The organism is Pseudomonas sp. 18.1.10 (assembly GCF_024655625.1).
GTDB lineage: Bacteria > Pseudomonadota > Gammaproteobacteria > Pseudomonadales > Pseudomonadaceae > Aquipseudomonas.
Window position 1 is genome coordinate 24004 of sequence record NZ_JANLGL010000004.1, and the last position, 26154, is coordinate 50157.

The 26154-nt window shown below is 59.1% G+C and carries 22 protein-coding genes; 16 read left to right on the forward strand and 6 right to left on the reverse strand.

Translation table 11 applies throughout. From position 1 onward, the window contains the following. Positions 1–120 precede the first annotated feature (120 nt). Both NUV89_RS01240 and NUV89_RS01245 read right to left on the reverse strand, forming a co-directional pair. Entirely contained in the window at positions 121–2931 is a 2811-nt protein-coding gene (locus tag NUV89_RS01240) for an FAD-binding and (Fe-S)-binding domain-containing protein (RefSeq protein WP_257780007.1), read from the reverse strand. Between the two features lie 70 nt (positions 2932–3001). Next, a complete protein-coding gene (locus NUV89_RS01245) occupies positions 3002–4696 on the reverse strand; it encodes a lactate permease LctP family transporter (RefSeq protein WP_257780008.1) in 1695 nt (564 codons plus the stop codon). A 261-nt stretch (positions 4697–4957) separates the two neighbouring features. Between NUV89_RS01245 and NUV89_RS01250 the strand changes: the two genes are divergently transcribed. Continuing rightward, on the forward strand, positions 4958–5725 hold the full coding sequence (locus tag NUV89_RS01250; protein ID WP_257780009.1) for a GntR family transcriptional regulator: 768 nt from the start codon (positions 4958–4960) through the stop codon (positions 5723–5725). A gap of 38 nt (positions 5726–5763) precedes the next feature. Here NUV89_RS01250 and smpB read toward each other — a convergent pair whose 3' ends face one another. Then, positions 5764–6246, reverse strand: coding sequence for an SsrA-binding protein SmpB (gene smpB / locus NUV89_RS01255; protein ID WP_014719962.1), 483 nt, complete (start codon positions 6244–6246; stop codon positions 5764–5766). A gap of 166 nt (positions 6247–6412) precedes the next feature. Between smpB and NUV89_RS01260 the strand changes: the two genes are divergently transcribed. After that, on the forward strand, positions 6413–6847 hold the full coding sequence (locus tag NUV89_RS01260; protein ID WP_017735533.1) for a type II toxin-antitoxin system RatA family toxin: 435 nt from the start codon (positions 6413–6415) through the stop codon (positions 6845–6847). Beyond that, positions 6840–7142 carry an RnfH family protein gene (locus NUV89_RS01265; protein WP_017735534.1) on the forward strand — a complete coding sequence of 101 codons (303 nt, stop codon included), beginning with the start codon at positions 6840–6842 and terminating at the stop codon, positions 7140–7142. Before NUV89_RS01260 ends, NUV89_RS01265 begins: the two co-directional genes overlap by 8 nt. A 63-nt stretch (positions 7143–7205) precedes the next feature. Here the strand turns inward: NUV89_RS01265 and NUV89_RS01270 are convergent, their stop codons facing one another. After that, the gene (locus tag NUV89_RS01270) at positions 7206–7733 is read right to left on the reverse strand and encodes an outer membrane protein assembly factor BamE (RefSeq protein WP_017735535.1); all 528 of its coding nucleotides are present in this window, start codon (positions 7731–7733) and stop codon (positions 7206–7208) included. Positions 7734–7831: 98 nt separating this feature from the next. Between NUV89_RS01270 and fur the strand changes: the two genes are divergently transcribed. Then, complete coding sequence (gene fur / locus NUV89_RS01275; RefSeq protein WP_124527768.1) at positions 7832–8236, forward strand: ferric iron uptake transcriptional regulator; 405 nt, start codon at positions 7832–7834, stop codon at positions 8234–8236. A gap of 86 nt (positions 8237–8322) precedes the next feature. Here the strand turns inward: fur and recN are convergent, their stop codons facing one another. Continuing rightward, positions 8323–9996, reverse strand: a complete 1674-nt coding sequence (gene recN / locus NUV89_RS01280; RefSeq protein WP_257780010.1) for a DNA repair protein RecN — start codon at positions 9994–9996, stop codon at positions 8323–8325. Between the two features lie 254 nt (positions 9997–10250). On the opposite strand from recN, the gene grpE reads away from it, so the two are divergent. The 8 genes from grpE (at position 10251) to NUV89_RS01320 (ending at position 20717) form a co-directional block, all read left to right on the forward strand. Continuing rightward, entirely contained in the window at positions 10251–10811 is a 561-nt protein-coding gene (gene grpE / locus NUV89_RS01285; protein WP_257780011.1) for a nucleotide exchange factor GrpE, read from the forward strand. 102 nt (positions 10812–10913) lie between these two features. Then, the gene (gene dnaK / locus NUV89_RS01290; protein WP_257780012.1) at positions 10914–12830 is read left to right on the forward strand and encodes a molecular chaperone DnaK; all 1917 of its coding nucleotides are present in this window, start codon (positions 10914–10916) and stop codon (positions 12828–12830) included. Between the two features lie 317 nt (positions 12831–13147). Next, on the forward strand, positions 13148–14272 hold the full coding sequence (gene dnaJ / locus NUV89_RS01295; RefSeq protein WP_257780013.1) for a molecular chaperone DnaJ: 1125 nt from the start codon (positions 13148–13150) through the stop codon (positions 14270–14272). A gap of 9 nt (positions 14273–14281) precedes the next feature. Next, on the forward strand, positions 14282–15088 hold the full coding sequence (dapB, locus tag NUV89_RS01300; protein ID WP_257780014.1) for a 4-hydroxy-tetrahydrodipicolinate reductase: 807 nt from the start codon (positions 14282–14284) through the stop codon (positions 15086–15088). Positions 15089–15347: 259 nt separating this feature from the next. Next, the gene (gene carA, locus NUV89_RS01305) at positions 15348–16484 is read left to right on the forward strand and encodes a glutamine-hydrolyzing carbamoyl-phosphate synthase small subunit (protein WP_257780015.1); all 1137 of its coding nucleotides are present in this window, start codon (positions 15348–15350) and stop codon (positions 16482–16484) included. Between the two features lie 105 nt (positions 16485–16589). Beyond that, positions 16590–19811: a carbamoyl-phosphate synthase large subunit gene (carB, locus tag NUV89_RS01310; RefSeq protein ID WP_257780016.1), complete on the forward strand. Its 3222-nt coding sequence runs from the start codon at positions 16590–16592 to the stop codon at positions 19809–19811. After that, positions 19808–20284, forward strand: coding sequence for a transcription elongation factor GreA (gene greA / locus NUV89_RS01315; RefSeq protein WP_124527760.1), 477 nt, complete (start codon positions 19808–19810; stop codon positions 20282–20284). The genes carB and greA overlap by 4 nt, the downstream gene beginning before the upstream one ends. A 28-nt stretch (positions 20285–20312) precedes the next feature. Next, positions 20313–20717 carry an MFS transporter gene (locus NUV89_RS01320; RefSeq protein ID WP_192298923.1) on the forward strand — a complete coding sequence of 135 codons (405 nt, stop codon included), beginning with the start codon at positions 20313–20315 and terminating at the stop codon, positions 20715–20717. A gap of 9 nt (positions 20718–20726) precedes the next feature. On the opposite strand, the gene NUV89_RS01325 is transcribed toward NUV89_RS01320, so the two are convergent. Further along, positions 20727–21035 carry a YhbY family RNA-binding protein gene (locus NUV89_RS01325; RefSeq protein ID WP_017139256.1) on the reverse strand — a complete coding sequence of 103 codons (309 nt, stop codon included), beginning with the start codon at positions 21033–21035 and terminating at the stop codon, positions 20727–20729. 105 nt (positions 21036–21140) lie between these two features. Here NUV89_RS01325 and rlmE point away from each other — a divergent pair, with 105 nt between their 5' ends. From rlmE to glmM, 4 genes are all read left to right on the forward strand, one after another. Further along, positions 21141–21791, forward strand: coding sequence for a 23S rRNA (uridine(2552)-2'-O)-methyltransferase RlmE (rlmE, locus tag NUV89_RS01330; protein ID WP_017735545.1), 651 nt, complete (start codon positions 21141–21143; stop codon positions 21789–21791). 200 nt (positions 21792–21991) lie between these two features. Continuing rightward, positions 21992–23902, forward strand: a complete 1911-nt coding sequence (ftsH, locus tag NUV89_RS01335) for an ATP-dependent zinc metalloprotease FtsH (protein WP_257780017.1) — start codon at positions 21992–21994, stop codon at positions 23900–23902. Between the two features lie 8 nt (positions 23903–23910). Continuing rightward, entirely contained in the window at positions 23911–24762 is an 852-nt protein-coding gene (folP, locus tag NUV89_RS01340) for a dihydropteroate synthase (protein WP_257780018.1), read from the forward strand. A 16-nt stretch (positions 24763–24778) separates the two neighbouring features. After that, complete coding sequence (gene glmM, locus NUV89_RS01345; RefSeq protein ID WP_017735548.1) at positions 24779–26116, forward strand: phosphoglucosamine mutase; 1338 nt, start codon at positions 24779–24781, stop codon at positions 26114–26116. Positions 26117–26154: the final 38 nt, after the last annotated feature.

The following is a 26154-nucleotide window of genomic DNA, read 5'->3' on the forward strand; positions in this document are numbered from 1 at the left end:
CAAAAGGGCTCGACGCTGCTGGCGTTCACGGGCTGCCAGCGACATCACTGAGGGGCCTCGTTCGCCGAGGCCTATGCAGATGACTACGCCTGCGCGCAGGGGTTCGGTTTTTTTGCCGGGTCAGTGGGCGCGGGCTTGGGTGACGCGGTCCACGAGGTAGACCAGCCCGTGGTAATCAATGCCGCCATGCTGGGTCAGACCGATCTCGCAGGTGCGGCTGGTGGAGATGCCTTCACTGCAATATTGCACGGCGTCCTTGAGGGAGCGCAGTGAGTGGGCGTTGAGTTGCGGCGTGGTAAAGCCTTTGTCGCCGGCAAAGCCGCAGCAATGGATGCCTTCCGGAATGACCACGTTTTTTGCGCAGCGGCGGGCCAGGTCGATCAGAGCCTGGCTTTCGCCCAGATGTTGGGTGCTGCAGGTCACGTGGACGGCGATGGGGGCGTCCTGTGGTGTGAAGTCGAGGCGGTCCATCAGGTGGGTGCGGATAAAACGCACGGGGTCGTAGAGGTCCAGGCGTGTGTTGGCCAAGTCTTGCACCAGGCGCAGGGTGCAGGGGCTGGTGTCGCAATAGATCGGGTCGAGGCCGCCACGGCTGGCGTGGAGCAGGGCGCCGATCAGTTCCTGGCGCTTGTGTTCGGCTTGTTCGGCATAACCTTTGGAGGCGAAGGGCTGGCCGCAGCAGAGGTTGTCCTGGTTGTCGGGAGAGACGACTTGATAGCCGGCCTTTTCCAGCAGGCCACGGGTTTTGTCGTACAGCGACATTTGCTCTTTATCCCCAGCTGCCGGGCCCATGGCGCGTGAGACGCAGGCGGCCAGGTAGACCACGCGCGGCCGCTCGTCGGTCACGGGCGGGCTGAAACGGATGGCTTTTTCCGGCTGGGGCATGGCGTTGGACCACTGCGGGATCTGCCCCTTGGACAGTTTGGTGACCGTGGCTGACAGCTTCGCCAGGCGGGGCGCGCCCAACAGCATCCGCGCGCCATTGGCCACGTGCAAGGTAAAGCGTGCGCCTTGCAGTGCGGTGGAGAAATGGGTGGCCAGCCATTCGGCGGTTTTCGTACGGTCGGCGTCGCGGCTGCGCAGTTTTTTCACCAGGTCGCCGGTGTTGATTCCTACGGGGCAGCGTTGGGCGCACAGGCCGGTGGCGGCGCACGTCTCGATGCCTTGGTAGTGATAGGCCGCTTCGAGTTCGGTGGTGTCGATGCCGGCGCGTTGCTTCGCCTGGATGTCGCGCCAGATCACAATGCGCTGGCGCGGGCTTAGTGTCAGGCCTTTGGACGGGCACACCGGTTCGCAAAAGCCACACTCGATGCACTTATCCACAAGCTCGTCGGCGGCCGGCAGCGGCTTGAGGTGCTTGAGGTGGATTTGCGGGTCTTCGCTGAGGACCACGTCCGGGTTGAGAATGCCGTTAGGGTCCAACAGGCGCTTGAGTTGCCACATCAGCTGATAGGCATCGCTGCCCCATTCCAGCTCGACAAACGGCGCCATGTTGCGGCCCGTGCCGTGTTCGGCCTTCAGCGAGCCGCCAAACTCCACGGCCACCAACTGTGCCACGTCGTCCATGAATGCCTGGTAGCGTGTGACTTCTTGCGCGCTGTTGAAGCCTTGGGTGAACACAAAGTGCAGATTGCCTTCCAGGGCGTGTCCGAAAAGAATGGCTTCGTCGTAGTGATGTTTGTCGAAGAGTTCGATCAGGCGGTTGACGCCAATGGCCAACTGTTCGACCGGGAAGGTCACGTCTTCGATAATCACCGTGGTGCCGGTTTTACGCACGGCGCCGACAGCCGGGAAGGTGTCTTTGCGAATGGCCCACAGGCGCGCGTTTTCCAGCGGGTCTTCGGTAAAGTCGACCTGTTTTTCCACCGGGAACACGGCCAGAGACGCCATGATCAGTGCCAGTTGTTCCTGCAGCAGCGAAGGCGACGCCGCGCGGGATTCGATCAGCAGTGCGCAGGCGTTTTCCGACAGGTGCTGTACGAATGCGGGCATGCCGGGTTTGTCCTGCACCGAACGCATGCTGCGCCGATCCAGCAGTTCAACGGCCGAGACAGGCTGGGTTTTCAGCACCGTCACCGCATTGCAGCACGTCTCGACGTCCGGGAACACAATCAGCGCGGAGGCTTTGTTCGGGTGGTCGATCACCGTGTCGTAGGTTACGGCGCTGATAAACCCCAGGGTGCCCTCAGATCCCACCAGTAGGTGGCTGAGGATTTCCAGCGGGTCATCGAAATCTACCAGGGCGTTGAGGGACAGGCCGGTGGTATTTTTCAGACGGTATTTGTGGCGGATCTTGGCCGCCAATTCAGCATTTGCCCGCGTCTCGCGACCGAGTGTCGCCAGGCGTTCAAGCAGCGGACCCTGTTGTTCACGAAAGGCCGCAACGCTGGCCGTATCTTCGGTATCCAGGCGGCTGCCGTCAGCCAATACCAGGCGGATACCCGCGAGGGTGTGGTAGGTGTTTTGCGCCGTGCCGCAGCACATGCCGCTGGCGTTGTTGGCGACGATGCCGCCAATTTTGCAGGCGTTGATCGACGCCGGGTCTGGCCCGATCTTGCGTCCGAATGGCGCCAGCCACGCGTTGGCCTGGGCACCGATCACGCCGGGTTGCAGGCGGATCTGCGTGCCTTGCCCGCGAACCTCGCGGCCGTTCCAGTTATCGCCCAGCACGATCAGCACGGAGTCGCTGATGGCTTGCCCAGACAGGCTGGTGCCGGCTGCACGGAAGGTCACGGGAACGCGGTCGCGCTGGGCCAGTTGCAGCAGGGCGACGACTTCGTCTTCTGACTCCACGCGGATAACCAACTGTGGGACAAGCCGGTAAAAGCTGGCGTCGGTGCCGAATGCGAGGGTGGAAAGCGGGTCGTCGAAGCGCCGATCGTTCGGGATCAGGTGTGCGACGTCGTGCAGGAAAGCAGCAGGCAGGCTCATCGGTCCTCCAGAAATAGCTGACGCCGGAACCGTGGTCCGGCGTCGATTCTTACTCTATTGCGTGCAGGCCTTAGTGCACCAGCATACCGGTGAACCAGTAGGCTTGGGCCAGCGTAATCAGGCCGACGATGGTGGCAAAGAACAGGCTGTGCTTGAGCGTGAAGCGGAACAGGTCCGATTCCTTGCCGACCAGGCCAGTGGCTGCGCATGCCACGGCAATCGATTGCGGCGAGATCATCTTGCCGGTCACGCCGCCGCTGGTGTTTGCCGCGACCAGCAGGGTGTCATTGACGCCGATCTGGTGCGCAGTGGTGGCTTGCAACGAGCTGAACAGGGCGTTGGATGAGGTGTCCGAGCCTGTCAGGAAAACGCCCAGCCAGCCGAGGAAAGGCGAGAAGAACGGGAAGGCTGCGCCCGTGCCAGCCAATACCAGCGCCATGGTGGAGGACATGCCGGAATAGTTGGTGACGAAGGCGAAGGCCAGCACCATGCCGATGGACAGGATCGGCCAGCGCAGCTCGTAGAAGGTTTCCTTAAAAGTGGTCAGACCAGTTTTGATATCGATTTTCAGCACCAGCATCGAGATCAGCGCGGAGAAGAAAATCGCCGTACCGGTTGCGGAGATCGGGTCCAATTTGAACACGGCTGGAATCGCCGTCGGGTTGGTCACAATCGGGGCGACCTTGACCACCAGTTGGTCCAGGTGCGGGATGGCGAAGTTGAACACCCAACTGTACATCGAGCCGCCCGCGGCGAACATGGCCTTGAACGGCTTGAGGGTCCAGATGGTGACCAGCACGGTCAGGATCAGGAAGGGCGACCAGGCCTTGAAAATTTCCCCCAGGCTGTAAGGCGATGCCACGGTGCTGCGCGGCAGGCCGAAGCCGCCGGCACTGGCGGTTACGGCGGCGCTGGTGGTCGCGCCGGCAATCTGCGCGCCTGCGGTGCGTTTGGGTTGCCAGACTTTCAGGAACAGGGTCAGGGAGATCAGGCTGGCCAGGGCCGAGGTGATGTCCGGCAGTTCCGGGCCGATGAAGTTGGACGTGAAGTATTGCGTGATGGCGAAGCTCAGGCCCGCGACCAGTGCGGCCGGCCAGGTTTCACGAACGCCGCGCAGGCCGTCCATCATGAACACTAGCCAGAACGGTACGAACAACGACAGCAGCGGCAGTTGGCGACCGGTCATGGCGCCAATCTTGAACGCGTCGATGCCGGTGACTTGGCCGGCAACGATGATCGGGATGCCCAGTGCACCGAATGCCACCGGTGCGGTATTGGCGATCAGGCACAGGCCTGCGGCGTACAGCGGGTTGAAACCCAGGCCCACCAACAGCGCGGCGGTGATCGCCACAGGGGCGCCAAAGCCGGCAGCGCCTTCGAGGAAGGCGCCGAAGCAGAAGCCAATCAATAACACTTGCAGGCGTTGATCGTCAGTGATCGACAGGACCGAGCTGCGGATGACTTCGAACTGGCCGCTCTTGACGGTCAATTTGTAGAGGAAGACAGCGGCGACGATGATCCATGCGATGGGCCACAGGCCGTAGGCAAAACCGTAGCCGGCGGCGGCAAGCGCCATGTCGACTGGCATCTGGAAGGCAAAGATCGCCACCAGGATCGAAAGGGCCAAGGTGATGCTGCCGGCCACGTGGCCTTTGAGGCGGAACACGGCCAGGGCCAGAAAGAAAAACACGATGGGAATAACGGCGGCCAGTGCGGACAGGCCAAGGCTGCCGAGAGGGCTGTAGAGCTGTTGCCAGGTTTGCATATGGGGTGGCCCCTAATTGTTGTTGGTCATGCATTTTTTGTTAGCTTGGTTAATTGGTAATACCAATTTACAATCGCTGTTGGCTAGGTTAAGAGTCTTCGGGGTGGTGTGTCAATTTGCCGCCCGCGAAACTTTGGTCGTAGGTCGGTGGGTGGGGGGGGCTGAGCGGGTAAATCCAGAGTGCTCTGATAGGTGCTGCAAGCGCTGCGATAGGCGAGAATAGAGGGCCCGGCGAGTGGTCGGGATGGTGGAGAATGAGTTATGGGGTTTGATCAGGTGCGTCAGCGCCGTTTGTCCGACGATATTGTCGAGCAGCTTGAGGGGATGATCCTTGAGGGCACGCTGAAGTCGGGCGAGCGTTTGCCGGCCGAACGCGCACTGGCGGAGCAGTTTGGTGTGTCGCGCCCGTCGTTGCGTGAGGCGATCCAGAAACTGGCCGCCAAGGGCTTGCTGGTCAGTCGCCAGGGCGGGGGGAACTACGTCGTTGATTCGTTAGGGTCTACGTTCAGCGATCCGTTGCTGCACCTGTTGGAAAACAATCCCGAGGCGCAGCGTGATCTGTTGGAGTTTCGCCAGACCCTTGAAGCGTCATGCGCCTATTACGCGGCGTTGCGCGCCACCGAGGTTGATCGTGAGCGGCTGACCTCGGCGTTTGAGGCGCTGCAGGATTGCTATGCGCGTGTCGATGAGGTCAGTCGGGCGGAGGAAGGTGCGGCAGATGCGAGCTTTCACCTGGCGATTGCCGAGGCCAGTCATAACGCCGTGTTGCTGCATACCATTCGTGGGCTGTTCGATTTGCTCAAGCGCAATGTGGTGACCAACATTGGTGGCATGTATCAGCAGCGTACGGAAACCCGCGACATGCTAATCAGTCAGCACCGGGCTTTGTACCTGGCAATTATCGAAGGGCGGGCAGAGGAAGCTCGCGAGGTCTCCACACGTCATTTGCAGTATGTGCAGGAAGTGTTGGAAGAGGTGCGTCAGGAGGTTCAGCGCGTGGCACGGGCGGAGCGGCGCAAAGGCATGTAGCCAAGGGTGACCCACCCAAGGCTACAGCGCGGCAAGGATTATTCTTCCTTGCCTTTGTTGCGCACGGCGCGGTGCAGCTCGCGATTGGAGTCGCGTTCGCGCTCGGTATCGCGTTTGTCGTATTCCTTCTTGCCCTTGCCCAGTGCGATTTCGCACTTGACCAGATGCTTGCTCCAGTACCAGGACAGGCAGACGCAGGCATAGCCTTTCTGCTGTACGGCAGCGGCGAGTTTTTCCAGCTCGCGCGCATTGAGCAATAGCTTGCGTGTGCGCACCGGGTCGGCAATCACGTGGGTGCTCGCGGTGGTCAGCGGGGTGATATGGCTGCCCAGCAGCCACGCCTCGCCATCCTTGAGCAGCACGTAGCTGTCAACCAGTTGCAGCTTGCTGGCACGCAGGCTCTTTACTTCCCAGCCGGCCAGGACCAAGCCAGCCTCGAACCGATGTTCGATGAAGTAATCGTGTCGCGCCTTTTTGTTTTGCGCGATGGTCCCTGTGGGGTGTTTCTTTTGTTTAGCCATAGGGGCGGCATTATAGGGAGTTGCGAGCGTGTCGGCTACGGTCAACCTGCGTGCTTGAGCGTGTTGGATGAATCCCGGACAATACGGGCAGTTCTTTGGTTTTTTTCTCTCGCGGATCGGCCTGTTGTTTCGCGATGTTTGCCTCAGCAGTGGAAATAACGCTCACATGACGACGCACATTCAACGTTCGGCCCTGCTGCCCTATCCGGCGCAGGCGCTCTATGACCTGGTCAACGACGTGGCGCGTTACCCGGAGTTCTTGCCGTGGTGCTCGGCCGCCGAAGTGCTGGAAAGCAGTGATGAGCACATGGTGGCCAGTGTCGGCGTGGCGAAGGGCGGGATTGGCCAGCACTTTGTTACGCGCAATGTCTTGGTGCCTGGGAAATCCATCGAGATGAATCTGCAGGAAGGGCCATTTACCCAACTTCACGGTGTGTGGGTATTCAAGGCGCTGACTGACAAGGCGTGCAAGATCAGCCTGGATCTTTCCTTTGATTACGCGGGGCCGCTTGTGCGCGCGACGTTGGGGCCTTTGTTCAATCAGGCGGCCAATACCCTGGTGGACGCGTTCTGCCAGCGCGCCAAGCAATTGCATGGTTGAGATTGAAGTGGTGTATGCCGCCGAGGATCGCCAGGTCTTGCGAGTGGTGGCGGTGCCGTCGGGCACCAGCCTGCGGGCGGCGGTGCAGGCATCGGGGATTGCGGCGCAGTTTCCTGAAGTGGTGCTGGCGGAATGCCCGTTGGGGATCTTTGGCAAGGTGGTTGCGGACCCTGAGGTTCGGGCTGTGCAGGCAGGTGATCGGATTGAGATCTACCGGCCCTTGCTGGCGGACCCGAAGGAGGTGCGCCGGTTGCGTGCCGCCAAGGCTGCCTTGGCCAGGCAACAGAATTCCTAGGCTTGCCAAATGGCAGGCAACAAAAAGCCCGGCATGCCGGGCTTTTTGTTGAGCGCCGCAAACTTACTGCGGGCTGGTGTCCAGAGGCTGCGGCGTCGGGACTGGAACAGTTTCCACGCCGTCGACGTCTTTCTGGATCTTGTCGAGCAAGGAGCCCGGCTTGGCCGGTACTTCGGACTTCGGCTTCTCGCCTTCCTGCGCCGGCGCAGTCGGGGTGGTGCCGTTGTCCTTGCCGAGCAGGGCTTCATCACGGCTTACACCGGGCATGAAGTCGCCGGACAGGCTCACAAGCTGGTCATTGCCATTAAAAATGACGCTGACGCGTTCCTGTTGGCGTTCACCGCCACCAGGCTGGATGCTGTAGAGATAATCCCAGCGATCAGCATGGAAAGTGTCGGTCAGCAGGGGGTTGCCCATGATAAACCGTACTTGCCGTCGGGTCATTCCCGGGCGTAACTGGTCTATCATGTCCTGCGTGACGACATTGCCCTGCTGGATGTCGATTTTGTAAACCCCGGGGAATGAACAACCGGCGAGTGCGAGCAGTCCCACAAAGGTGAAACTGGTTAGCAAGAGCTTGGTGTTTTGCATCGGTGGGCGACTTCCACTATCTTGGCTGGGACAACGTAAACGCCGATCATACCCGTATTAAGAGAAGCTGCGAAGCAGCATCCGCGAGAAAGCTAACCATGGTTGAAAATAGCGAACTACGCAAAGCCGGTCTTAAAGTGACTCTGCCACGAGTCAAGATTCTACAAATGCTCGATTCTGCTGAGCAGCGCCACATGAGTGCCGAAGATGTCTACAAGGCGCTGATGGACTCAAACGAAGACGTTGGCCTGGCCACGGTTTACCGTGTACTGACCCAGTTTGAGGCCGCAGGGCTGGTGGTTCGTCACAATTTCGACGGTGGCCATGCGGTGTTTGAATTGGCTGACGGTGGTCATCACGACCACATGGTTGACCTGGATACCAACGAGGTTATCGAGTTCACCAGTCCGGAAATCGAAGCGCTGCAGCACAAGATTGCTGAGGAGCATGGCTTCGATTTGGTTGACCACAATCTCGTGTTGTACATCCGTAAGAAAAAGTAAAAACAGCGCAGATTTGCCCTGTGAAACGATCGAAGGCGACCCTAGGGTCGCCTTCGTGCTTTCTATATAAAGGTAAAAGTGGCAGGTCAGGCCTTTGACGCCACCACCATTTTCTTCGCGTGCGCCAACGACTCTTTGGTCAAGTCGATGCCACCGAGCATCCGCGCTACCTCTTCCACGCGTTCCGACTTGTTCAGCTTGGACACGGCCGTGTGCGTCGCATCGCTGCCGCGCACTTTATGTACAAATAGGTGTTGATGCCCTTGGGCCGCCACTTGTGGCAAGTGGGTGACCGTCAGTACCTGGCCGCGATCCCCCAGGCGGCGTAACAATTGGCCGACAATTTCCGCCGTCGGCCCGCCAATGCCCACGTCCACTTCGTCGAATACCAGTGTTGGTACGCGAGACGTTTGCGCGGTAATGACCTGGATCGCCAGGCTGATCCGCGACAACTCACCGCCGGACGCCACTTTTGCCAGCGCCTTGAGCGGCTGCCCAGGGTTGGCGCTGACCAGCAGTTCTACCTGTTCAAGGCCGTGGGGTTGCAGTTCGTTGTTGGCATTGGCCCGCAGCTCAATGGTAAAGCGCCCGCCAGGCATGCCCAGTCGCTGGATTTCCTGTTCCACGGCGCTGGCGAGGCCGCCGGCAGCCTGTTGGCGCAGGTCGCTCAGCTCTTGTGCCTTCTCCTGATAGTGTCGGGCAAAAGCAGCAAGCTCATCGGCAAGGCGCTCAATGGATTCGTCATTGGCATTCAGGGTTTCGATTTCATCCAGCAGTTTCTGCTGCATCGTTGCCACTTCGGTTGGCTGGATTCGATGCTTGCGCGCCAGGGTATAGATAGTGTCCAGGCGTTCTTCGATTTCCTGCAGTCGTGCCGGGTCGGCGTCGAAGTGGTCCAGAAAGCGATTCAGCTCGCCAACGGCTTCCTCGACCTGGATTTGCGCACTGGTCAGCAGGGTGGTCGCTTCGTTCAAGGAACCGGAGGCATTGTTCACGCTGGACAGGCGATTGAGGCTGGCGGTCAGCGCATTGAGCACATTGCCGGAATCGCTCTCGCTGCATTGCTCGACCACCTGACGGCAAATACCCAGCAGGGTTTCGGCATTGGTCAGGTTCTTGTGTTCCTGCTCAAGCTGTTCCAGTTCTGTTTCGCCCAGGCCCAGGCTTTCGAGTTCTTCGAGTTGATAGCTGAGCAATTGGTGGCGAGCGCGCTGCTCGTCACCGGAATTGGACAGGCGTTCCAGCTCCTGGCGCGTCTGGCGCCAGCGCTGGGCGGCCAGCTGTACTTGGCGCGCAAGGTCGGTGGCGCCGGCGTACTCGTCGAGCAGGCGGCGGTGAGTGTCGGTTTTCAGCAGGGACTGGTGTTCGTGCTGGCTGTGGATGTCGATCAGCAACTCGCCCAGGGCTTTCAAGTCGCCAAGGGGGCAGGGCGTGCCGTTGATATAGCCACGTGAGCGGCCTTCGGCGGTGATGACACGGCGCAGGATGCACGGGCCGTCGTTATTCAGGTCGCGTTCGACGAGCCAGGCTTCGGCTTCTGGAATGTCCGCCAGGTCGAAGGTTGCCAGGATGTCGGCCTTGTCTGCACCCGGGCGCACGACGCCGCTGTCGGCGCGGTCGCCGAGGGTAAGGCCCAGGGCGTCGAGCATGATCGACTTGCCGGCGCCGGTTTCGCCTGTGATTACGCTCATCCCGCGATCCAGTTCGAGATCCAGGTGTTCAACAATGGCGTAGTTATGTACAGACAGGTGCACGAGCATGACGGCCGCTCCCAGGCGTTAGGTCTGGTTATTTATACAGTGTTTTGTTCTGGCCTGACAATCCTGGCGCTTAGCTCGATTTGCTTGAATGGCTTGTTTTTTTAGCGCAATCAGGAATGACTGTGCAGGAATTGATCCGGAGCACACGAAAGACTTTTGGTAACGCTCGCGCCCTTGAACCTGGAAATTGTGGCCCCATATACCGGAACAGAAGCGCGAGTTGAGTTCGCGCATGATTTTGAAAGGAGAAAACTATGGCTGACGAACAGACGCAGGATACGCAAACTCCAGACGCTAATGCGGCTGCCGGCGATGGCATGGCAACTCGTGTGCAAGTGCTCGAAGAGCAATTGGCCGCTGCGAATGATCAGGCTTTGCGTGTTGCCGCCGATCTGCAGAACGTCCGCCGCCGTGCCGAGCAGGATGTAGAAAAGGCCCACAAGTTCGCACTGGAAAAATTCGCTGGTGACTTGCTGCCGATCATCGACAGCCTGGAACGTGGCCTTGAGTTGTCCAGCCCGGATGACGAAAACATCCGCCCAATGCGCGAAGGGATCGAGCTGACCCTGAAAATGTTCCAGGACACCCTGAAGCGTTATCAGCTGGAAGCTATTGATCCACAAGGCGGCGAGCCGTTCAACGCTGAGCATCACCAGGCCATGGCCATGCAGGAAAGCCATGACCTTGAGCCGAACAGCGTGCTGAAAGTGTTCCAGAAGGGTTATCTGCTCAACGGTCGCTTGCTGCGCCCGGCAATGGTGGTGGTGAGCAAGGCTCCTGCACCGGTTGCACCTTCTATTGATGAGCAGGCTTGAAATTCGCCGCAAGGCCCCCATCTATAAGTCAAGCGTTTAAGTGCTACCGCAGTTAGCCACAACTGCTGCGGCAACCAAATTCAAGTTTCGGGAGAGTAAATCATGGGCAAAATTATCGGTATCGACCTGGGGACCACCAACTCGTGTGTCTCCGTTATGGAAAACGGTAAAGCTAAAGTTATCGAAAACGCCGAAGGCGCGCGTACTACGCCGTCGATCATTGCTTACGCCAATGACGGTGAGATCCTGGTGGGTCAGTCGGCCAAGCGCCAGGCTGTAACCAACCCGCACAACACCCTGTACGCAGTAAAACGTCTGATCGGTCGTAAGTTCGACGAACAAGTCGTACAGAAAGACATCCAGATGGTTCCGTACAAGATCGCCAAGGCTGACAACGGTGACGCCTGGGTTGAAGTGAACGGCAATAAAATGTCCGCTCCGCAGATCTCGGCCGAAGTCTTGAAAAAGATGAAGAAGACTGCCGAAGACTACCTCGGTGAGCCAGTGACCGAAGCGGTGATCACCGTTCCGGCCTACTTCAACGACAGCCAGCGCCAGGCGACCAAAGACGCCGGCCGCATCGCGGGCCTGGACGTAAAACGTATCATCAACGAACCAACCGCAGCTGCTCTGGCTTACGGTATGGACAAGGCCAAAGGCGACCACACCGTGATCGTTTATGACTTGGGCGGTGGTACTTTTGACGTCTCCGTGATCGAGATCGCTGAAGTTGACGGCGAGCACCAGTTTGAAGTGTTGGCCACCAACGGTGACACCTTCCTGGGCGGTGAAGACTTTGACATTCGTCTGATCGACTACCTCGTTGACGAATTCAAGAAAGAAAGCGGCATGAACCTCAAAGGTGACCCGCTGGCGATGCAGCGCCTGAAAGAAGCTGCCGAGAAAGCCAAGATCGAACTGTCTTCGAGCTTGCAGACCGACGTCAACCTGCCGTACATCACTGCAGACGCCACCGGTCCTAAGCACTTGAACGTGAAGGTTTCTCGCGCCAAGTTGGAATCGCTGGTCGAAGACCTGGTTCAGCGCACCATCGAGCCTTGCCGCATTGCTCTGAAAGACGCCGGTATCGACGTCGGCGCGATCAACGACGTGATCCTGGTGGGCGGTCAGACCCGTATGCCACTGGTTCAGCAGAAGGTCACCGAGTTCTTCGGCAAGGAAGCACGTAAAGACGTGAACCCGGACGAAGCGGTTGCCATGGGTGCTGCCATCCAGGGCGCGGTATTGGCCGGCGACGTGAAAGACGTGCTGCTGCTGGACGTCAGCCCGCTGACCCTGGGTATCGAAACCATGGGCGGCGTGATGACCGCGCTGATCGAGAAAAACACCACGATTCCTACCAAGAAATCGCAAGTGTTCTCGACTGCCGATGACAACCAGGGCGCTGTGACCATTCACGTGCTGCAAGGTGAGCGCAAACAGGCTGCCCAGAACAAGTCCCTGGGCAAGTTCGACCTGGCTGAGATTCCACCAGCACCACGTGGCGTGCCACAGATCGAAGTGACCTTCGACATCGACGCCAACGGTATCCTGCATGTTGGCGCGAAAGACAAGGCGACTGGCAAAGAGCAGAAGATCACGATCAAGTCCAACTCCGGTCTGTCTGATGAAGAGATTCAACAGATGATTCGTGATGCTGAAAAGAATGCCGAAGAAGACAAGAAGTTCGAAGAGTTGGCCGGTGCACGTAACCAAGGCGACGCCCTGGTTCACTCGACGCGCAAAATGGTTGCTGATGCAGGCGACAAAGTGACTGCCGAAGAGAAGGTCGCAATCGAAGCTGCCGTGGTTGCCCTGGAAGCCGCTATCAAAGGCGACGACAAGGCTGTCATCGAGGCCAAGGTTGAGGAGCTGTCGAAAGTCTCCGCGCCGGTTGCTCAGAAAATGTACGCCGAACAACAGGCTCAGCCTGAGGGCGGCGCGCAACAGGCAGAGCCTGAAGCCAAGCACGACGACGTTGTCGATGCCGAGTTCGAAGAAGTAAAAGACCAGAAGTAAGTTGGTCGCCCGGTTGACCGCTATCAAGCGGTGACTGGTAGGATGTCGCCGCGCGGGAGCTTGCTCCCGCGTTGGCGTGTCTGGGGTATGGGAATTTTTACAGCATGCGACAACGTTCGGGTGCTGGCGGTGTGATCGGGAATGCTCCTGCTTTCCGAGCAGTAAATACCGCATTTTTGGCCGGGCACCTGGCTAAAAGTAGTAATGACCAGGATCGTTGAATTGACGTGAGTTGGGTCCGGGCCTGTATTGGGGCTCAACGAGTTTGGCAGGGCTCAGGAGGGTCTGGCCGAACGTCCTTAAGAGTGCAAAGACTTATGGCAAAGCGTGACTATTACATTGTGTTGGGTGTGGAGCGCAGCTCCAGCGAGGCGGACCTGAAGAAGGCTTACCGTCGCCTGGCGATGAAGCATCACCCGGACCGTAACCCGGATAGCAAAGAATCCGAAGAGCTGTTCAAAGAGGCCAACGAGGCCTACGAATGCCTGTCTGATCCCAATAAGCGTGCGGCCTACGACCAGTACGGCCATGCCGGTGTCGATCCAAGCATGGGTGGCGGCGGCGCTGGTTTTGGCGGTCAGAATTTCTCCGATATCTTCGGCGATGTCTTCAGTGACTTCTTCGGCGGTGGCCGTGGTGGCCAGCGTGGTGGCGCCCAGCGTGGCAGCGACTTGCGCTACACCCTGGAGCTGAACCTGGAAGAAGCTGTGCGCGGCACCAGTGTCAACATTCGCGTGCCGACGCTGGTCAACTGCAGTCCGTGCGATGGCTCGGGCGCCAAGAAAGGCTCCTCGCCGATCACCTGCCCGACGTGCGGCGGTATTGGTCAGGTGCGTATGCAGCAAGGCTTCTTCTCGGTGCAGCAAACCTGCCCGCGTTGCCATGGCCAGGGCAAGATCATTTCCGATCCATGCGACTCTTGCCACGGCGAAGGCCGCGTCGAAGAGTACAAGACCCTTTCGGTGAAAGTGCCGGCGGGCGTCGATACCGGTGATCGTATTCGTCTGTCGGGCGAAGGCGAGGCGGGTACCCAGGGCGGGCCTACGGGCGATCTGTACGTGGTGATCAATGTGCGCGAGCACTCGATCTTCCAGCGTGACGGCAAGCACCTGTTCTGCGAAGTGCCGATCAGCTTTGTCGATGCGGCCTTGGGTGGCGAGTTGGAGATTCCGACCCTTGACGGCCGAGTGAAGCTCAAGATTCCTGAAGGGACCCAGACCGGCAAGCAGTTCCGTATCCGTGGCAAAGGTGTTGCGCCGGTGCGCGGTGGCGGTGCTGGCGACCTGATGTGCCGTGTGGCGATCGAGACGCCGGTCAACCTGAACCGTCGCCAGCGCGAGCTGCTTGAAGAATTCCGCAGTTCCCTGGCGGGTGATGACTCCCACTCGCCGAAGACCACGGGCTTTTTCGATGGTGTGAAGCGCTTCTTCGGCGATCTGTAAGGAGTGAATATGCGACGTATAGCGGTAATGGGCGCTGCCGGGCGCATGGGCAAGACGCTGATCGAGGCGGTGCAGCAGCGCTCGCCAGTCTCCGGGCTGACGGCGGCGATCGTTCGTCCCGGCAGCACGTTGATTGGTGCGGACGCCGGTGAGTTGGCCTCGTTGGGGCGTATCGGAGTTCCGTTGTCGGGCGAACTGGCGCAGGTGGCCGATGAGTTCGATGTGCTGATCGACTTCACGCTGCCGGATGTGATGCTGAAAAACCTGGCGTTCTGCCGCAAGGCGGGCAAGGCCATGGTTATCGGCACTACGGGCTTGAGCGCTGAGCAGAAGCAGTTGCTGGTGGAGGCGGGCAAGGAGATTCCGGTCGTGTTCGCTGCCAACTTCAGTGTCGGCGTGAACCTGTCGCTCAAGCTGCTGGACCTGGCCGCTCGTGTGCTGGGCGATGAGGCGGATATCGAGATTATCGAAACCCATCACCGTCACAAGATCGACGCGCCGTCGGGTACTGCGCTGCGCATGGGCGAGGCGATTGCCGATGCGCTGGGCCGTGATCTGTCCAAGGTGGCGGTGTACGGCCGTGAAGGCCATACCGGTGAGCGTGCGCGTGACACCATTGGTTTTGCGACCGTGCGCGGTGGTGATGTGGTCGGCGATCACACCGTGCTGTTCGCCACCGAAGGCGAGCGCCTGGAAATCACGCACAAGGCGTCCAGTCGCATGACCTTTGCCAAGGGTGCGGTGCGTGCTGCGCTGTGGCTGGAAGGTCGTACGCCTGGTCTGTACGACATGCGCGATGTGCTGGATCTGCACTAATCAGTAGCTAAAACGGGGCCTCAGGATTATCCTAAGGCCCCGTTTTTACCCGCTAAGCGACGTCCTGTCGCATTCTCCTGCCTTTTCGGCTCATTAGCGGTGGACCAAAAAAGCCTTTTTCTGTAAGCTACAGCTTTAGTGTGTCCACTAAAAGCGCGCAGAATAATTCAGTGAAGAAGCGGGGTGACGTGTCCATACGTCACTCCGCTTTTTTACAACCTGCGATCGCCCTTTCAGGCTTTATTTACGGGAGGTCTTCTTGACTAAGCCAGCCATACTCGCCCTTGCTGATGGCAGCATTTTTCGCGGCGAAGCCATTGGAGCCGACGGTCAGACCGTTGGAGAGGTGGTGTTTAACACCGCCATGACCGGCTATCAGGAAATCCTTACCGATCCTTCCTACGCCCAACAGATCGTTACCCTGACCTATCCGCACATCGGCAACACCGGTACTACACCGGAAGACGTCGAGTCTGATCGTGTCTGGTCCGCCGGCCTGGTGATTCGTGACCTGCCACTGGTTGCGAGCAACTGGCGTAACACGATGTCGCTGTCCGATTACCTGAAAGCCAACAACGTTGTGGCGATCGCTGGTATCGATACGCGCCGCCTGACACGCATCCTGCGTGAAAAAGGTTCGCAGAATGGCTGCATCATGGTCGGTGACAACATTTCCGAAGCCGCGGCGATTGCTGCAGCCCAGGGCTTCCCTGGCCTGAAAGGCATGGACCTGGCGAAAGTCGTCAGCACCAAGGAATCCTACGAGTGGCGCTCCACTGTCTGGGACTTGAAGACCGACAGCCACGCGACCATCGAAGCCGCTGACCTGCCATACCACGTTGTGGCCTACGACTACGGCGTCAAGTACAACATCCTGCGCATGCTGGTCGAGCGCGGTTGCCGCGTGACCGTGGTGCCGGCGCAAACCCCGGCCAGCGATGTCCTGGCTCTGCAGCCGGACGGCGTGTTCCTGTCCAACGGCCCGGGCGATCCTGAGCCGTGCGACTACGCCATCCAGGCGATCAAGGAAGTGCTGGAGACCGAGATTCCGGTATTCGGTATCTGCCTCGGTCACCAACTGCTGGCCCTGGCCTCCGGCGCCAAGACCCTGAAAATGGGTCACGGCCATCACGGTGCCAACCACCCTGTGCAGGACCTGGACACTGGCGTTGTAATGATTACCAGCCAGAACCACGGTTTTGCGGTGGATGAAGCGACCTTGCCGGGCAACGTGCGCGCCATTCACAAGTCGCTGTTCGACGGTTCCCTGCAAGGCATCGAGCGCACTGACAAAAGCGCGTTCAGCTTCCAGGGCCACCCTGAAGCGAGCCCGGGCCCGAACGACGTAGCGCCGCTGTTCGACCGTTTCATCAATGAGATGGCCAAGCGACGCTGACTGAGCGGCCTGCGGGCGGCCCCGAGCTTCGGCGGCCCCCGCAGGCACTTCAAGGATTGTTCAAGACGGCTTGCCGACTGACCTGCGGATTTGAGTGACAAACCCATGCCAAAACGTACAGACATAAAAAGCATCCTGATTCTCGGCGCTGGCCCGATCGTGATCGGCCAGGCCTGCGAATTCGACTACTCCGGCGCCCAGGCCTGCAAAGCCCTGCGCGAAGAGGGTTACCGCGTCATCCTGGTGAACTCCAACCCGGCCACCATCATGACCGACCCGGACATGGCCGACGCCACCTACATCGAACCGATCAAATGGCAGACCGTTGCCAAGATCATCGAGAAGGAGCGCCCGGACGCGCTGCTGCCAACCATGGGCGGCCAGACCGCCCTGAACTGCGCCCTGGACCTGGAGCGCGAAGGCGTCCTGGAGAAGTTCGGCGTAGAGATGATCGGTGCCAACGCCGACACCATCGACAAGGCTGAAGACCGTTCGCGTTTCGACAAGGCCATGAAGTCCATCGGCCTGGCGTGCCCGCGTTCCGGTATCGCCCACAGCATGGAAGAAGCCAATGCGGTCCTCGAGACCCTGGGCTTCCCGTGCATCATCCGTCCGTCCTTCACCATGGGCGGCACCGGTGGCGGTATCGCGTACAACCGTGAAGAGTTCGAAGAAATCTGCGCCCGTGGCCTGGACCTGTCGCCGACCAAAGAGCTGCTGATCGACGAATCCCTGATCGGGTGGAAAGAATATGAGATGGAGGTTGTCCGCGATAAGAAGGACAACTGCATCATCGTCTGCTCCATCGAAAACTTCGACCCGATGGGCGTGCACACCGGTGACTCGATCACCGTGGCGCCAGCACAGACCCTGACCGACAAGGAATACCAGATCCTGCGTAACGCCTCCCTGGCGGTATTGCGCGAGATCGGCGTGGAAACCGGTGGTTCCAACGTTCAGTTCGGCATTTGCCCGGACACCGGCCGCATGGTCGTGATCGAGATGAACCCGCGTGTATCCCGTTCGTCGGCCCTGGCTTCGAAAGCCACCGGTTTCCCGATCGCCAAGGTCGCGGCCAAGCTGGCGGTGGGTTACACCCTGGACGAGCTGTCGAACGACATCACCGGCGGCAAGACCCCGGCGTCCTTCGAGCCGTCCATCGACTACGTTGTGACCAAGCTGCCACGTTTCGCCTTCGAGAAGTTCGCCAAGGCTGACGCGCGCCTGACCACCCAGATGAAATCCGTGGGTGAAGTCATGGCCATCGGCCGGACTTTCCAGGAATCCCTGCAGAAAGCCCTGCGCGGCCTGGAAGTGGGCGTTTGCGGCCTGGACGAGAAGCTCGACCTGAGCAACCCGGAAAGCATGAGCGTGCTCAAGCGCGAGCTGACCGTGCCGGGCGCCGAGCGTATCTGGTACGTGGCTGACGCCTTCCGTGCCGGCATGACCGTCGAAGACATTTTCGGCATGAACATGATCGACCCGTGGTTCCTCGTACAGATCGAAGATCTGATCAAGGAAGAAGAGAAGGTCAAGACTTTGGGTCTGGCCAGCATCGACCGCGACATGATGTTCCGCCTCAAGCGCAAGGGTTTCTCCGACCAGCGTCTGGCCAAGCTGCTGGGCGTGACCGAGAAGAACCTGCGTACCCATCGCCACAAGCTGGATATCTTCCCGGTCTACAAGCGCGTTGACACCTGCGCCGCCGAGTTCTCCACCGACACGGCGTACCTGTACTCCACCTACGAGGAAGAGTGCGAAGCGGCGCCGTCGGGTCGCGACAAGATCATGATCCTGGGCGGCGGTCCAAACCGTATCGGCCAAGGCATCGAGTTCGACTACTGCTGCGTACACGCCGCTCTGGCCCTGCGCGCAGACGGGTACGAGACCATCATGGTCAACTGCAACCCGGAAACCGTTTCCACCGACTACGACACCTCCGATCGCCTGTACTTCGAGCCAGTGACCCTGGAAGACGTGCTGGAAATCGTGCGCGTCGAGAAGCCGAAAGGCGTGATCGTCCAGTACGGCGGCCAAACCCCGTTGAAACTGGCTCGTGCGCTTGAAGCGGCTGGCGTACCGATCATCGGTACCAGCCCTGACGCCATCGACCGTGCCGAAGACCGTGAGCGCTTCCAGCAAATGGTTGAGCGCCTGAACCTGCGTCAGCCGCCAAACGCCACCGTGCGCAGCGAAGACGAAGCCATCCGTGCAGCCAGCAAGATCGGCTACCCGTTGGTGGTGCGTCCGTCCTACGTGTTGGGCGGTCGTGCGATGGAAATCGTCTACGAAGAAGAAGAGCTCAAGCGTTACCTGCGTGATGCGGTGAAAGTGTCCAACGACAGCCCGGTGCTGCTGGACCACTTCCTCAACTGCGCCATTGAAATGGACGTGGATGCCGTCTGCGACGGTACTGATGTAGTGATCGGCGCGATCATGCAGCACATCGAACAGGCGGGCGTTCACTCCGGTGACTCCGCGTGCTCGCTGCCGCCGTACTCGCTGCCGCTGCACATCCAGGACGAGATGCGCGAACAGGTCAAGAAAATGGCCCTGGAGCTGGGCGTGGTCGGCCTGATGAACGTACAGTTGGCGCTGCAAGGCGAAGACATCTACGTCATCGAAGTCAACCCGCGCGCTTCGCGTACCGTGCCGTTTGTTTCCAAGTGCATCGGTGTGTCCCTGGCCATGATCGCTGCCCGCGTGATGGCTGGTAAGACCCTGAAGGAAATCGGCTTCACCAAGGAAATCATTCCGAACTTCTACAGTGTGAAAGAGGCGGTGTTCCCATTCGCCAAGTTCCCTGGTGTGGACCCGATCCTGGGCCCAGAGATGAAGTCCACCGGTGAAGTGATGGGCGTGGGCGATACCTTCGGTGAAGCGTTCGCCAAGGCCCAGATGGGCGCCAGCGAAGTGCTGCCGACCGGCGGTACTGCGTTCATCAGCGTGCGTGACGACGACAAACCTCTGGTTGCAGGCGTGGCCCGTGATCTGATCAACTTGGGCTTCGAAGTCGTGGCCACCGCCGGGACCGCCAAGCTGATCGAAGCTGCCGGCCTGAAAGTGCGTCGCGTGAACAAAGTGACGGAAGGCCGTCCGCACGTGGTCGACATGATCAAGAATGACGAAGTCACCCTGATTATCAACACCACCGAAGGTCGCCAGTCGATCGCGGATTCCTACTCCATTCGCCGTAACGCCTTGCAGCACAAGATCTACTGCACCACCACCATTGCTGCTGGCGAAGCTATCTGCGAAGCGCTCAAGTTCGGTCCTGAAAAAACCGTGCGTCGCTTGCAGGATCTACACGCAGGATTGAAGGCATGACCAAATACCCAATGACCGTCCAGGGCTTCAAGGCCCTGGAAGAGGAGCACGCCCACCTGACCAAGGTCGTACGTCCAAAGCTGAGCCAGGACATCGGTACGGCCCGCGAGCTGGGCGACTTGAAGGAAAACGCCGAATACCACGCTGCCCGTGAGCAGCAGGGTATGGTCGAGGCACGGATCCGTGACATCGAAGGCCGCCTGCAGAACGCGGTGGTCATCGATGTGACGACCATTCCGAAGACGGGCAAGGTGATTTTCGGCACCACCGTGGAAATCGCCAACGTCGAGACTGACGAAAGCGTGGTTTACCACATCGTTGGTGAAGATGAAGCTGACTTCAAGCTCGGCAAGATCTCCGTCGGTTCACCGCTCGCTCGCGCCTTGATTGCCAAGGAAGAGGGTGATGTGGTGGCCGTCAAGACGCCGGGTGGCGTGATCGAGTACGAGATTGTTGAAGTTCGTCACGTCTGAAAGGCGGCGCCCGCTTCGTGCGGGCGCTATGCTGTGGCAGCTCTCCCAGATGCTTTGGGTAGGCGGCCTGTGGCTGTTGCACATTGGTGTTTTACCGGCGCTGGGCCTGATTGGCCTGGCACCGTTGTTGATCGATGAGATCGACGGATTACTGAGTGCGCTGCTGGTGGGTTTTGCGGCGGCGTGCGTGACCCTCCAGGCGTTGGTGCTGGTCAAGGCCGAAGGCTGGGGGAGTTTGTGGCGGGATATTCGCGGCCAACTGCTGTTGATGGCGCTGTATGCGTGTGCAATGTTCTGCATCGTGCATGTGTGGCTGCCGGAAGCGTTGCGCTGGCAGTTGTTCAGCTATCTTGTACTAGGCTTCTCTGGCTTGGTGCTGGTGGTGCAGCCGGCGCCGGGATGGAGTGGCAGGGCGCGCGAAGCACGCCCGTGACCCTTTGAATCATTTGAAGCGATGAACGTTCGACAGTTGCTTGTTGACGCTGAAATTCTTGCGATACAGCAGCGCCATCTTGCCGATGACCTGAACCAGGTCCGCTTTGCCCACCTTGCACAGTTCTGCAATGGCGGCCAGGCGCGCTTCGCGGTCAAGGATGTTGACCTTGATCTTGATCAGTTCGTGATCGCCCAATGCGCGTTCAAGTTCGGCTAACACACCTTCAGTCAAACCGTTGTCTGCCACAATCAGAACTGGTTTCAGATGGTGGCCAATGGATTTGTACTGTTTCTTCTGCTCTTGAGTGAGCGGCATAATCTGACCCCTGCGTCTGATCTTGTAAAAAGCGGCGGCCAGTTTACCCGAGCGAGTCCGGGACCGCCCAGTTAATCACAACCCGTTTTATTTTCGAGGTGGCCCGTGGCCCGTTCCAAAACTAGCCTCAAGTGGCTGCAAGAGCATTTCAACGATCCTTACGTCAAAAAGGCGCAGAAGGACGGCTACCGCTCCCGTGCCAGCTACAAGCTGCTGGAGATCCAGGATAAGGACAAGTTGATTCGTCCAGGCATGAGCGTTATCGACCTTGGTGCCGCCCCCGGTGGCTGGTCCCAGGTGACCAGTCGTCTGATTGGTGGGCAAGGTCGTCTTATCGCTTCCGACATCCTTGAGATGGACAGCATCCCGGACGTGACCTTTGTTCATGGTGACTTCACTCAGGACACGGTGCTCGCCGAAATCCTTGAGGCTGTGGGAAATTCGCAGGTAGACCTTGTGATTTCCGACATGGCCCCCAATATGAGTGGATTACCGGCCGTCGATATGCCGCGTGCGATGTTCCTTTGCGAGCTGGCGCTGGATTTGGCGGGTCGGGTATTGCGTCCCGGTGGCGATTTCCTGGTGAAAGTATTCCAGGGCGAAGGTTTCGACGAGTACCACAAGAACATACGCAAGTTGTTCGATAAGGTGCAGACGCGTAAGCCCGACTCGTCCCGAGACCGGTCCAGGGAGCAATACCTGCTGTGCCGCGGCTTCCGTGGCGTCGAAGGTGCGACAAGCGAAGAGCGTTTTTAAGAAAGCCGAGGAAGGCGATAGGTTTTTTTATGTCGCTTTCGTCACGAAGCTTTACGAATATTGTGTAGTCAAAGTTTCACAAAGGGTTACAGACGGCGCCTGCCAGTGTTGTAGGTAATGTAGTAAGTTAGGCCGGTGAATATCATGCGAAGCGCGCGCCAGTAGCGGAGCTTGCTTCAGAGGGTAGTTAATTGAACGATATGGCAAAGAATCTGATCCTGTGGTTGATCATCGCAGCTGTCCTGGTGACGGTGATGAACAACTTCTCCAGCCCTAACGAGCCGCAGACCCTCAACTATTCCGACTTCATCCAGCAGGTCAAGGATGGCAAGGTCGAGCGCGTGGCGGTTGATGGCTTTGTGATCACCGGCAAACGCAACGATGGCGATAGCTTCAAGACCATTCGCCCGAATATTCCGGACAACGGCCTGATCGGGGACCTCGTGGATAACAAGGTTGTTGTCGAAGGCAAGCAGCCAGAGCAGCAGAGCATCTGGACGCAGCTCCTGGTGGCCAGCTTCCCGATCCTGGTGATTATCGCCGTGTTCATGTTCTTCATGCGCCAGATGCAGGGTGGTGCGGGAGGCAAGGGCGGGCCGATGAGCTTTGGCAAGAGCAAGGCGCGCCTGCTTTCCGAAGACCAGGTGAAGACCACCCTGGCTGACGTCGCAGGTTGCGATGAAGCCAAGGAAGAAGTGGGCGAGCTGGTTGAGTTCCTGCGCGATCCGGGCAAGTTCCAGCGCCTGGGTGGCCGTATTCCTCGCGGCGTGCTGATGGTGGGCCCACCGGGTACCGGTAAAACCTTGCTGGCCAAGGCGATTGCCGGCGAAGCCAAGGTGCCTTTCTTCACCATTTCCGGTTCTGACTTCGTCGAGATGTTCGTCGGTGTGGGTGCCAGCCGTGTTCGCGACATGTTTGAGCAGGCCAAGAAACACGCGCCTTGCATCATCTTTATCGATGAAATCGACGCCGTTGGTCGCCATCGTGGCGCCGGCATGGGTGGCGGTCACGATGAGCGTGAGCAGACTCTCAACCAGTTGCTGGTAGAGATGGACGGTTTCGAGATGAATGACGGCATCATCGTCATCGCTGCAACCAACCGTCCAGACGTATTGGACCCGGCATTGCTGCGTCCAGGTCGTTTCGACCGCCAGGTGGTGGTCGGCTTGCCGGACATCCGTGGTCGCGAGCAGATCCTCAAAGTACACATGCGCAAAGTGCCAATGGGTGACGACGTGGCTCCGGCCGTGATTGCCCGCGGTACCCCGGGCTTCTCCGGTGCTGACCTGGCCAACCTGGTGAACGAGGCTTCGCTGTTTGCGGCCCGTACCGGCAAGCGCATCGTGGAAATGAAGGAATTCGAATTGGCGAAAGACAAGATCATGATGGGCGCCGAGCGCAAATCCATGGTCATGTCCGAGAAAGAGAAGCAGAACACCGCTTATCACGAAGCCGGTCACGCCATTGTGGGTCGCGTTGTGCCTGAGCATGATCCGGTCTACAAGGTGTCGATTATTCCTCGTGGTCGGGCATTGGGTGTCACCATGTTCCTGCCGGAAGAGGATCGCTACAGCCTCTCCAAGCGCGCACTTATCAGTCAGATCTGCTCGCTGTACGGTGGCCGTATCGCTGAAGAAATGACCCTGGGCTTTGACGGTGTGACCACCGGTGCTTCCAACGACATCATGCGTGCCAGCCAGATCGCACGAAACATGGTGACCAAGTGGGGTCTGTCAGAAAAGCTCGGTCCATTGATGTATGCTGAGGAAGAAGGCGAAGTGTTCCTGGGTCGTGGCGGCGGTGGTCAAAGCGCAAGCTTCTCTGGCGAGACAGCCAAGCTGATCGACTCCGAGGTGCGCAGCATCATTGACCAGTGCTACGGCACGGCCAAGCAGATCCTGACCGATAATCGCGACAAGCTGGATGCGATGGCTGACGCGTTGATGAAGTACGAAACCATCGACGCCGACCAGATCGACGACATCATGGCCGGTCGCGCCCCGCGTGAACCACGCGATTGGGAGGGTGGCTCGGGTACTTCGGGTACTCCCCCAGTGACTCAGAATGAGCGTCCGGAAACCCCGATCGGCGGCCCTGCGGCTGACCACTAAGGTTTGAAATGACTTCTGTGTTGTCCTCCACCCGGTTGCCTTGCGGCAATCGGGTTCTTGATTTGGCCCATACGCACGTGATGGGCATTCTTAATGTAACCCCCGATTCCTTTTCCGACGGTGGCCGCTTCAGTCAGCTTGATGCTGCCTTGCGCCATGCCGAGGCGATGGTGGCGGCTGGGGCTACGTTGATTGACGTGGGTGGTGAATCCACTCGTCCCGGTGCTCGTGTGGTTTCTCCGTTGGAGGAGCTGGAGCGGGTTGCGCCGATTGTTGAGCGCATCGCCCGTGAGCTGGATGTGATTATCTCGGTTGATACGTCCACCCCGGCAGTGATGCGTGAAACTGCGCGCCTTGGGGCTGGGCTAATCAATGATGTGCGCTCATTGCAGCGTGATGGTGCCCTGGATGCGGCGGCAGCCACCGGTTTGCCGGTGTGCCTGATGCATATGCTGGGGGAGCCTGGGAATATGCAGGACAGCCCGCATTACGATGACCTTGTTGGCGAAGTGAGTGGTTTCCTGGCAGAAAGGATCGCCCAGTGCGCCAGTGCACGGATCGCCGCGGAAAAGATCATCCTTGATCCAGGGTTTGGTTTTGCCAAAACCCTGCAACATAATCTGAGTCTGTTTAAGCACATGGAGTCCCTCCATGCCCTTGGTCGCCCCCTGTTGGTTGGGGTTTCGCGCAAGAGCATGATAGGGCTGGCATTGAATCGTCCAGTGGGTGAACGGTTGTATGGTGGCCTGGCGCTTGCGGCGCTTGCTGTGACCAAGGGTGCGCGCATCTTGCGTGTACATGACGTCGCCGAGACGGTCGATGTGGTGCGCATGCTGGCCGCTGTAGAATCTGCCGAATAAGAATGATGGAGCACTTATGACTAAAAAATACTTTGGCACCGACGGTATCCGTGGTCGGGTCGGCGAGTTCCCGATTACCCCTGATTTCATGCTCAAGCTGGGTTGGGCGGCAGGTATGGCGTTCCGCAGCATGGGCGCGTGCCGCATCCTGGTGGGCAAGGACACTCGAATTTCGGGTTATATGTTTGAGTCTGCGCTGGAGGCCGGTTTGTCCGCCGCCGGTGCTGACGTGATGTTGCTGGGGCCGATGCCGACGCCTGCGATCGCCTACCTGACGCGTACCTTTCACGCTGAAGCCGGTATCGTGATCAGTGCTTCGCACAATCCCCATGATGACAACGGCATCAAGTTCTTCTCCGGCCAGGGCACCAAGTTGCCTGATGAAATCGAACTGATGATCGAAGAGTTGCTGGATGCGCCGATGACCGTGGTCGAATCCAGCAAATTGGGCAAGGTGTCGCGAATCAATGACGCGTCTGGCCGCTACATCGAGTTCTGCAAGAGCAGCGTGCCCACCAGTACCAATTTTGCCGGGCTGAAAATCGTCGTCGATTGCGCCCATGGTGCGACCTACAAGGTGGCGCCAAGTGTCTTCAAGGAGTTGGGCGCGGATGTCACCGTGTTGTCGGCTCAACCTGATGGCTTGAATATCAACGAAAACTGCGGCTCCACTCATATGGAGCAGTTGCAGGCCGCGGTGCTGGCCAAACATGCCGACCTCGGTATTGCCTTTGATGGCGATGGCGATCGCGTGCTGATGGTCGATCACACGGGCGCCGTGGTCGATGGCGATGACCTGTTGTTCATCATTGCGCGTGACCTGCATGAGCGTGACAAGCTGCAGGGGGGCGTTGTCGGTACGCTGATGAGTAATCTGGGGCTGGAGCTGGCCTTGGCTGATCTCGGCATACCTTTCGTTCGCGCCAACGTGGGTGACCGTTATGTGATTGCCGAGTTGCTGGAGCGTAACTGGCAGGTCGGTGGCGAGAACTCCGGGCACGTGGTCTGCTTCCAGCACACCACCACAGGCGACGCGATTATTGCTGCGCTGCAGGTATTGCTGTCGTTGCGTCGCCGTGAAGAGAGCCTTGCCCAGGCGCGCCAGGCGCTGCGCAAATGTCCGCAGGTGCTTCTCAATGTGCGCTTCGCGGGCGGCGAAAACCCGATCGAGCACCCGGCTGTCAAAGAGGCGTGCGAGCGCGTAACGCTAGCAATGGCGGGGCGTGGGCGCGTGTTGTTGCGCAAGTCCGGTACAGAGCCTCTGGTGCGTGTCATGGTCGAAGGTGATGATGAAACGCAGGTTCGCGAGCATGCGGAAAGCCTGGCAAAACTGGTAAGTGAAGTTTGCGCCTGAATTCGGCTTGCCAGTGATGATGTGGTTGGGTAACATCT

Coding starts and splice junctions, on each gene's coding strand:
- NUV89_RS01240 (WP_257780007.1), bottom strand. CDS start 2,931: ATGAGCCTGCCTGCTGCTTTCCTGCACGACGTCGCACACCTGATCCCG.
- NUV89_RS01245 (WP_257780008.1), bottom strand. CDS start 4,696: ATGCAAACCTGGCAACAGCTCTACAGCCCTCTCGGCAGCCTTGGCCTG.
- NUV89_RS01250 (WP_257780009.1), top strand. CDS start 4,958: ATGGGGTTTGATCAGGTGCGTCAGCGCCGTTTGTCCGACGATATTGTC.
- smpB (WP_014719962.1), bottom strand. CDS start 6,246: ATGGCTAAACAAAAGAAACACCCCACAGGGACCATCGCGCAAAACAAA.
- NUV89_RS01260 (WP_017735533.1), top strand. CDS start 6,413: ATGACGACGCACATTCAACGTTCGGCCCTGCTGCCCTATCCGGCGCAG.
- NUV89_RS01265 (WP_017735534.1), top strand. CDS start 6,840: ATGGTTGAGATTGAAGTGGTGTATGCCGCCGAGGATCGCCAGGTCTTG.
- NUV89_RS01270 (WP_017735535.1), bottom strand. CDS start 7,733: ATGCAAAACACCAAGCTCTTGCTAACCAGTTTCACCTTTGTGGGACTG.
- fur (WP_124527768.1), top strand. CDS start 7,832: ATGGTTGAAAATAGCGAACTACGCAAAGCCGGTCTTAAAGTGACTCTG.
- recN (WP_257780010.1), bottom strand. CDS start 9,996: ATGCTCGTGCACCTGTCTGTACATAACTACGCCATTGTTGAACACCTG.
- grpE (WP_257780011.1), top strand. CDS start 10,251: ATGGCTGACGAACAGACGCAGGATACGCAAACTCCAGACGCTAATGCG.
- dnaK (WP_257780012.1), top strand. CDS start 10,914: ATGGGCAAAATTATCGGTATCGACCTGGGGACCACCAACTCGTGTGTC.
- dnaJ (WP_257780013.1), top strand. CDS start 13,148: ATGGCAAAGCGTGACTATTACATTGTGTTGGGTGTGGAGCGCAGCTCC.
- dapB (WP_257780014.1), top strand. CDS start 14,282: ATGCGACGTATAGCGGTAATGGGCGCTGCCGGGCGCATGGGCAAGACG.
- carB (WP_257780016.1), top strand. CDS start 16,590: ATGCCAAAACGTACAGACATAAAAAGCATCCTGATTCTCGGCGCTGGC.
- greA (WP_124527760.1), top strand. CDS start 19,808: ATGACCAAATACCCAATGACCGTCCAGGGCTTCAAGGCCCTGGAAGAG.
- NUV89_RS01320 (WP_192298923.1), top strand. CDS start 20,313: ATGCTGTGGCAGCTCTCCCAGATGCTTTGGGTAGGCGGCCTGTGGCTG.
- NUV89_RS01325 (WP_017139256.1), bottom strand. CDS start 21,035: ATGCCGCTCACTCAAGAGCAGAAGAAACAGTACAAATCCATTGGCCAC.
- ftsH (WP_257780017.1), top strand. CDS start 21,992: ATGGCAAAGAATCTGATCCTGTGGTTGATCATCGCAGCTGTCCTGGTG.
- folP (WP_257780018.1), top strand. CDS start 23,911: ATGACTTCTGTGTTGTCCTCCACCCGGTTGCCTTGCGGCAATCGGGTT.
- glmM (WP_017735548.1), top strand. CDS start 24,779: ATGACTAAAAAATACTTTGGCACCGACGGTATCCGTGGTCGGGTCGGC.